4 protein-coding genes and 1 pseudogene are annotated in these 8,598 nt (G+C 39.3%); 3 read left to right on the plus strand and 2 right to left on the minus strand.

The features are described 5' to 3' along the window. Both V5N63_RS00120 and V5N63_RS00125 read right to left on the minus strand, forming a co-directional pair. The coding region (locus V5N63_RS00120) for a class I tRNA ligase family protein (protein WP_332031930.1) at nt 1–464 on the minus strand (464 nt) is incomplete at its 3' end. Between the two features lie 69 nt (nt 465–533). Then, entirely contained in the window at nt 534–2,030 is a 1,497-nt protein-coding gene (locus V5N63_RS00125) for a sensor histidine kinase (protein WP_332031932.1), read from the minus strand. Nucleotides 2,031–2,217: 187 nt separating this feature from the next. Between V5N63_RS00125 and topA the strand changes: the two genes are divergently transcribed. From topA to V5N63_RS00140, 3 genes and pseudogenes are all read left to right on the plus strand, one after another. After that, nucleotides 2,218–4,776 (plus strand): type I DNA topoisomerase, encoded by a 2,559-nt coding sequence (gene topA, locus V5N63_RS00130; protein WP_332031934.1) that lies wholly within the window; start codon nt 2,218–2,220, stop codon nt 4,774–4,776. Nucleotides 4,777–5,164: 388 nt separating this feature from the next. Continuing rightward, on the plus strand, nt 5,165–8,272 hold the full coding sequence (locus V5N63_RS00135; RefSeq protein ID WP_332031936.1) for a T9SS type A sorting domain-containing protein: 3,108 nt from the start codon (nt 5,165–5,167) through the stop codon (nt 8,270–8,272). Between the two features lie 84 nt (nt 8,273–8,356). Beyond that, nucleotides 8,357–8,598 (plus strand): annotated as a pseudogene (locus V5N63_RS00140) (arginase); the annotation flags it as partial.

Consider the following 8,598-nt stretch of genomic DNA (forward strand, 5'->3'; position numbering starts at 1 on the left):
TTCGGTTCATAGGTAATATAAGGATCTTCGAGATCTACCCAATAACCGATTTTTTCAGTCAAATCGTTCCAAACATCAGTGTAGCGCATAACCGCGTTTCTGCAAGCCTGGTTGTAATCTTCCACCGAAATTTTTTTCCCGATGTCTTCTTTGGTGATGCCCAATTCTTTTTCAACGCCCAATTCTATTGGTAAACCGTGAGTATCCCAACCAGCTTTTCGAAAAACTTGTTTTCCGTTTTGGGTTTGGTATCGGCAGAAAATATCTTTCAGCGCTCTTGCCATCACGTGGTGAATTCCCGGCATTCCGTTTGCGGAAGGCGGACCTTCGTAGAACACATATTCCGGTTTTCCGGCGCGGGTTTCTACTGATTTCTTAAAGGTTTCGTGCGTGTTCCAAAAATTTGAAACTTCATCAGCAATCGCCGTGAGGTCTAGATTTTTATATTCGGTAAACTTATTCATTTTCAGTCAGTTCTATAAGAATGATCTTGGTTTCATTAAGTTTGCGAATATAGCAAATTTTAGTTAATTTTAAGCGTATTTATTTCGTAAATATCGGGGCTTGGGTATGGAAATTAGTATTTTGGTTCCAGTTGGGATGTCGTTTTCGTACAGATCGATATACTGAAGCTTATATCCTTTGTTGTTAAAATAATTTTTAAGCATTTCTGCTGCTATTTCTGTGCCTAGCGATTTGGTTTTGTTTTTAATGATCGATTTTCTTTTTCCGGCCTCTTTTCTTCCGATTCCGTTATCGGTAATAGAGATTTCAACAGCTTGATCTTTTACCGACACATTAATCGTAATCTTTTTGTCATCCACGGTCGCCACGCCGTGTATGATAGCATTTTCGATGAAAGGTTGCAGAACCATTGGTGGCAATTTTACAATGTCCACATCGATTTCGGGCGCGATATTTATGGAAAACTGAATGTGATTGTGAAATCGCAAGTTTTCGATATCCACATAGAGTTGTAATGTTTGAAGTTCCTGGGAAAGTGTAAACTCCTTTTCTTTAGATGCTAAAAGAATGGTTCTGATGATTTTTGAAAATTTGGTCAGATAATCCACCGCGTTTTGCGTGTCGCTTTCTAGGATATAGTATTTTATTGAATTTAAAGCATTGAAAATAAAATGAGGATTCATCTGGCTTTGAAGTACAGAGAGTTTCAAGTCTGAAATTTCCTGCAGATACTTTATTTTTTCATTTTCGATGATGAGTCTTTTTTCGTTATCTCGGTTTATTTCATCTTTTAGCATTTCATTTTTTTGTAATTGCGCAATGAAATTCTGCTGAAAAGCTACTTTGTCCTGGTAATTCATCCTTTGTTTGTGTCCCAATGCGAAAGAGAAAGCCATATTTTCGATTAAAAGTCCAAGGAAAAATATAAAATCGCCCATTTTCCTGCTTATGTCAATCCCCGGAATCTGCCTCACCGCTTTGTCTCCTATTACGGAACAAGCAAATAAAATGAGACCCCCAAAAACGATATAATATTTCAAATCGTTATCGACCTTCGAAAGGATGTAAAAAGAAATCACCGTTTGGATGGTCACTAAATAAATGAAAACCATTTTAAAGTAATTGAAAAACCCATCATAACCCAGGAAATAATGTAGGAAAAGACTAAGAAACGCTATGGAAATTATCACAAAAACCGGCAGAACAATGATGCGGTACCATTTTATACTGATCTTCTTGATGTTAAGAAATTCTGTAAAAAAGAAAAAATAAAAACAATTGAAAATAATGGTAAAGAAATCTTTAGTAAATTGGTCTAGGTTCAGTACTTCCGAAATCGATTTTGCGAAACCGCTTTCTGCCATAGGCAAATACGCAACAAAGGAAAAAAAAGTATAAGCGCTGTATAAAAGGTAGGCGCGATCCCTGTTCTGAAAAAACATGACGAGATGAAATACAGAAAGCAGCAATATCCCACCTAATACCACATACAATATACTGTTGTAGGCGTCGCGCTCTACAATGGAAGTTAGGGAATCATACATGGAGCGGATGATTTTTTTCAAAAATAGGTATTTAAATCATAATGAGGACAATAAGTATAGGTTTTTATACATACAAGTACTTATTTATAGTTGCAAATTATTGTATAGTGATTAATATTAAAGAAAAACATTTTGAATTTGCGGGCTAAAAAATGAGCGTTAAAATTTTCATTAAAAAAAAACTTCTACTTTTGCAAAAATTTTCTTGATGTCTAAAAATTTAGTTATTGTAGAGTCTCCGGCAAAAGCAAAAACCATTCAGAAGTATCTGGGCAAAGATTTCGAAGTGAAATCGAGTTTCGGTCACATCCGTGATTTACCCAAAAAGGGAATGGGGATCGATCTGGCAACTTTCACTCCCGATTACGAAGTTTCTCCCGATAAGAAGAAGCTAGTCGCTGAACTGAAAGCAGCAGCTAAGAAAGCCGATACAGTTTGGCTGGCCTCCGATGAAGACCGCGAGGGTGAGGCTATTGCCTGGCATTTGGCAGAAGAACTTAAATTAAAAGAAGACCATACAAAGCGAATCGTTTTTCACGAAATTACCAAAAACGCAATTCTGAAAGCTATTGAAAACCCGCGCAAAATAGATCAGAATCTCGTTAATGCGCAGCAAGCGCGAAGAGTTTTAGACAGAATAGTTGGTTTTGAAATGTCACCAGTGCTCTGGAAGAAAGTAAAAACCGGTCTTTCCGCAGGCCGTGTACAATCGGTAGCTGTGCGTTTGGTTGTTGAAAGAGAGCTGGAAATCAGAAATTTCAAACCTAAATCAGCATTTAAACTTGACGGACTTTTCCTGAACAAAAACAAGCAGGAAATTGCGGCCAAACTTAAAAAGGATTTTGCCAAGGAAACCGAAGCAGAAGAGTTTCTGAAGCAGTCACAAAATACCGAATTCAAAGTCCTTAATGTAGAAACCAAGCCCGGAACCCGTTCGGCATCGGCACCATTCACAACTTCAACACTGCAGCAGGAAGCGAGCAACCGCCTTGGTTACGGCGTTACGGCAACGATGCGTGTTGCGCAGAGGCTGTATGAAGAAGGTTATATTACTTATATGAGAACCGATTCCGTAAATCTTTCTCAGGAAGCCATTAACGGCGCAAAATCCCAGATTGTTTCAGAATTCGGTGAGCAATATTCAAATCCAAGAAATTTTACCACCAAATCGGCCTCCGCACAGGAAGCGCACGAAGCCATACGCCCGACCGATTTTTCTCTAAAACGAATTGGTGATGAGCAGCTTAACAAATTATACCAGTTAATTTATAAAAGAACACTGGCAAGCCAAATGGCAAATGCCAAAATAGAGAAAACAGTAATCGAAATTGGCAATCCTTCATTGCCACAGCATTTTGAAGCACAAGGCGAAGTAGTTGTTTTCGATGGTTTCTTGAAGGTTTATGGCATTACAAAAACCGATGAAGATGACGAGGAAAACAACGAAAAGTTATTGCCAAAGGTTTCGGTAGGCGAAATTCTGGATTATAAAAAAATTGAAGCCACCGAGAAATTCACAAAACCGGCAGCAAGATTCACCGAGGCTGGTTTGGTGAAAAAGCTGGAAGAACTCGGTATCGGAAGACCATCTACTTATGCGCCAACTATTCAGACGATCCAGAATCGCGAATACGTTGATAAAAGAGAGATCCTTCCGCAGGAAAGAGAAATCATGAAGATGTCTCTCACGAAAACCGAACTCAAAAAAGAGATTCTTACCGAAAAATTCGGCGGCGATAAAAATAAATTTGTTCCTACAGATATCGGCGAGGTTGTAAACGACTTTTTAACCCAGAATTTTGCCGAAATCTTAGATTATGGTTTTACTGCAAAAGTAGAGCAGGATTTTGATGAGATCGCAAACGGATCAGAAAAGTGGAAGGAGGTTCTTCAGGGATTCTATAAAGAATTTCATCCGAAAATTGCAGATGTAGAAGAAAACGCAGAACGTGCGAATGGAGAAAGAATTTTAGGAGTAGATCCGAAAACCGGCAAAAACGTAATCACCAGAATCGGAAGGTTCGGTCCGATGGTGCAAATTGGCGAACAGGACGATGAAGAAAAACCAATTTTCGCAAGTTTAATGGCAAACCAGAACATTGCAACCATTACGCTTGAAGAAGCATTGGAACTTTTTAAAATTCCTTTTGATCTAAAGGATTTTGAAGGTAAAACAGTAACTGTTGGTGTCGGAAGATTCGGTCCGTATGTGAAATGGGGCGAAACTTTCATCAGTATCCCACGCGGTGAGGATCCGCTTTCGGTTACACAGGAACGCGCAGAAGAAATTATTAAAGAAAAAAAGGTTGCAGATGCGCCGATTGCAACTTATAAAGGTGAACCGGTGACAAAAGGAACCGGCAGATTCGGGCCTTTTATTAAGTACCAGTCGCTTTTCATTAATGTACCAAAACGATACGACTTCGAAAATCTTTCTCAGAGCGACATTAATGAACTTATTGATGCTAAGCTTGAAAAAGAGGCCAACCGATATATCCAGCAGTGGGAAAAAGAAAAAATTTCCATCGAAAACGGAAGATGGGGCCCTTTCATCAAATTCGGAAAAAATATGTTTAAAATTCCGAAAACCAAGAAAGAGGAAAAATATACCGCTGAAGAATTAGCAGCAGTATCTTTGGATGAGGTAAAAAAATGGATTACCGCTCAGGATAAAAACGCTTTCAAGGAGAAACCTAAAAAAGCTCCTGCGAAGAAAACGGCTGTAAAAAAGCCAGCAGTAAAAAAAGCCGTAGCGAAAAAGAAATAGTATTTAGATAGTACGATAAATAAGGCCTGATAATTAAATTTATCAGGTTTTTTTTATCCATTACAGGAAAAGCGTTTTCCTGATATTGATCGTATCTTATTAAATGATGCGGTGTTCTTTACAGATGTTAAAAATTTTCATCGGCTTATAATCGTAACCAAACAGCTTGCAGCAGGTTTTTTACCTAAGATATAATGGTTTGTAACTAAAAAAAATATTTAATCACATGTGGTTAAAAATGAAAAATTTTAGTTTAAATACCAGATATATTTATATATTTGCCTCCGCACAGATGAATTTAGGAAAAAAATACAAAATGATTTAAGGAAAAACACACAAACGATGTTAAAAAAATTTACAAGTAAATCTTTGTAATATTTTTTTATCAATGAAAAAACTTCATCTGTTAGTTTCTTGCTTTTTAGCAACAGCAGCATATTCTCAAACAGCGAATTATGCAAAAGCTCCCAACAGTTATATTTACGATTTAGAATTAGCCCATTCTAAAAATTACGGTGGCATTGAAATTCCCGTGAAAAAAGCGTATGAAATGTGGGCGAAATACGAATATTTAAAAACCAATGGTACGGCTACACCTATTCCCGCGGGCATTCAGTCTGCATCTGTTTATTGGGAAGATGTTCCGGGGCTCGTTACTGAAGTAAATATTCTACCGGAATCAACTCCCGCAGACTCGAAAATCAAAGTCGGAATCAATAAAGGCAAAGGCAAGGGAAATGCAGTAATAGCCTTTAAAGTTGACGGAACCATTTACTGGAGCTGGCACATTTGGGTCACCGATAATCCTGAGAACGGAGTAACCTACTCCCAGGGAACCGAGACCGATATCGATGGCAACCTGATTAATGTTGAATATATGGACAGGAATCTGGGTGCGGTTTCAAAAAGTTTTCTTGATCATGAATGGCAGAAATCTTCGGGTTTAATGTACGAGTGGGGGCGAAAGGATCCGTTTCCACCGTTGGTGTACAAAGATGCCCACTTCTACGAAATCTCCGGCGACGTTGGGGTTTTAAGACATCGCCAGATCGATCCTGTAAATACCATTCCCGTTCAGGTACGGCCTTTTAATGAAATTGAAAAAAATATTAAATATTCTGTAAACAATCCCATTACCTATATTATAAATACAGATGGTACCGGAAACTGGTTTTCGAGTAGCAGATACAAAGTTCCAGGTGTAAGTCCTAATTATGTAACCTGGGATTTATGGTCGGATAACGCCAAAGGCGGAAACAGCAACGGCAACAGCTCCAACGCGGCGTTGAAGAAAGAAAGCCGTTCCTACGAACTGAAATCTGAGTTGGATCCTTGTCCCAACGGATGGCGGGTTCCCTCGTATTACGGCAGGGAAACCCAGAACAATAATTTGGCTTTTTTTGGAAAACGGGACTGGAATAACGATGATGCAGTAGTAGCAAACCGCCAACTTTTTCCTGATTCTGCAAATCCGAATCTGCAGGGCATTAAAGTATACCCAGGGTTAGGAATGGATTTTACCAACGCACAGGGCGGGGCAAGAAATTTAGGCATACTGCCGGTCTCCGGGGGTTATGTCTATTACCCCAATGCTGCCGCACCGAATGCTCCTGTAGGAATTACTTTTCAGGATGAAAGCGCAAACGGCGCACTCTGGAGTGCAACTTATGCGTACGATGGTGCCAGGGTTTTTTCAATGGTTTCAGATCCTTTCAGGACTAACACGAGTGTGGGGCTTCATGCAATTTTTAATAATGAAACCAATCCTACAAAATCAGGAAATCCGGTAAAATGCATGAGAGATCCGAACATTTCAAAAATTGGCGACTTTGCAACACAATATTTTACACATCCCAAAGAAATTTTCACTGAAGGTTTAAATAATCCCAACTCTTACGTTGTGGTAAATCAGGAAGAATTAAAAATTCCTGTAAGCAAAGCGTTCGCTGTGTACAATCAAGTGCTATCTGATCAGGAAATGCCGGATTATGACAATTTAACTGCTAATATCCTGTGGACAACCAATACCGCGTTAATTCAGGATATTGAGCTTGAGTTGCATCCTAAGGATGCGCGCTTATCGATGATCGTCCTTAAACTTAATCCATCTGAAACCGGAAATGCGGTAGTCTCCCTTCACAATAATAATAAAGATAATCCAGCGCTTTGGAGTTGGCATATCTGGGCAACTAAAGAAGATCCCACGGTAAATGCGGTGACGTACATTACAGAATCTACCATCCCTGTAAATTATAATTTTGTGAATCCTACCGTAAGCAAACTGCCGCCATTAAAAACAGTTTTTATGGACAGAAACTTGGGTGCAGAAAGTAGCGACATCAATTCCGGTATGGCAAACGGGCTGCATTATCAGTGGGGAAGAAAAGATCCTTTCCCATCTTTTTCTACGGTGAGAAATGAGACTTTATATCTTCAGGTAAAAGGTTTACAAGTCTTCTGGCCATACTTAACTCTAAAAGGCGAACCTATTGATTATACTGAACTCAATGGTAAAGAATACCAGTACGATTACACAGATTCTTACGAAGTGTACGGTTCTTCAAGCGCTAATATTGGAGATAAAGTAAGAGACAATATTAAATATTCTGTACAGAATCCTTTCAAATTTCTTTATCACAGAGGAAGTGGCGAGATTTACAACGGTGGAAACCATTATGCAAATGATTTGAATAAAGTAAAAGACTGGGTTTCGAATGATCGTGGCAAAGCCGAGGACCGCTGGGGACATGCCGACAAGAAATCGCCTTTCGACCCCTGCCCGGACGGATGGCGTGTTCCCGATGTTTCTTTTACTCATCTTTACACAGGTTCCAAAGGCAATTCGCCCTGGTATAACAGCTATAATGTAGATGCTTACGGCAAACCGGGGGTAATTCAGGACCAGTGGCATGATATAGCTAGTTTCTATAAAGGTACTGCAACTGGTAATAACGGCTGGAAATTCGAAAACCCCTCGTTCAATATCGGGAATTTCCCAAAAGACGGCATAAGAGGGGAATTGGGAGGAAATTCGGTGACCCTGGAAAGAACCGGTGTGTGGACAGCAGCATTGGCAGATATGAATACAGGTTTTGCTTTGGCAATGCAGTTTGAAGGTAATAAAATGCAGTCTGGAACCGGAGTTTACCCTCAGGCAGGAATGAGTGTGAGATGTGCTAAAGATGATAAAAGACTTCTGGGAGTTGCGGTGGAGCGAAACAGCCAGACCCTCAATACTCAAAATAATCAAACCATTATTTCGCAGCCTCAGAACAAAGAGCTGAAGGTTTATCCCAACCCTTTCAAAGACGAATTTTATGTTGAGAATGATGACGCTGTGAGTTTTGAGATCTATGATTTCAGCGGTAAGCTTATGCTGAAAGGAAAAATTAATGACCAGAAAGTATCTGCTCAAAAGATGCAGAATGGCATCTATGTAATTAAAATTATCATGAAAGACGGTTCTGCAATCAGTAAGAAAATGATAAAACAGTAACTGGATCATGAATAACCAAAAGCACAATCCAGAGGTTGTGCTTTTTTTGTTACTTTTGTTGAGCCTAAAACCTATATTTTCCAAATGAACATTGAAGACATCATTATTCCGCCAAGAAAAATCAATACCGAAAAATGGCAACTTGGCCATGCTGTTTCTCAGGAAATTCAGGAAAACGGAATAGTCCTCATTTTCTGTTCAGATTACCGCGGGATTAAGAATGGGGAAGCCGAAATTCTCGATTTCAAAACGGTGAGACGGGAGCTTTACCGACTTTCGAAACTCGATTTCGAAATTCCGGTTTGTGATTTGGGCGATTTAATTTC

Origin of the sequence: Kaistella sp., from assembly GCF_032060305.1 — a bacterium.
Taxonomy (GTDB): Bacteria; Bacteroidota; Bacteroidia; order Flavobacteriales; family Weeksellaceae; genus Kaistella; species Kaistella yananensis.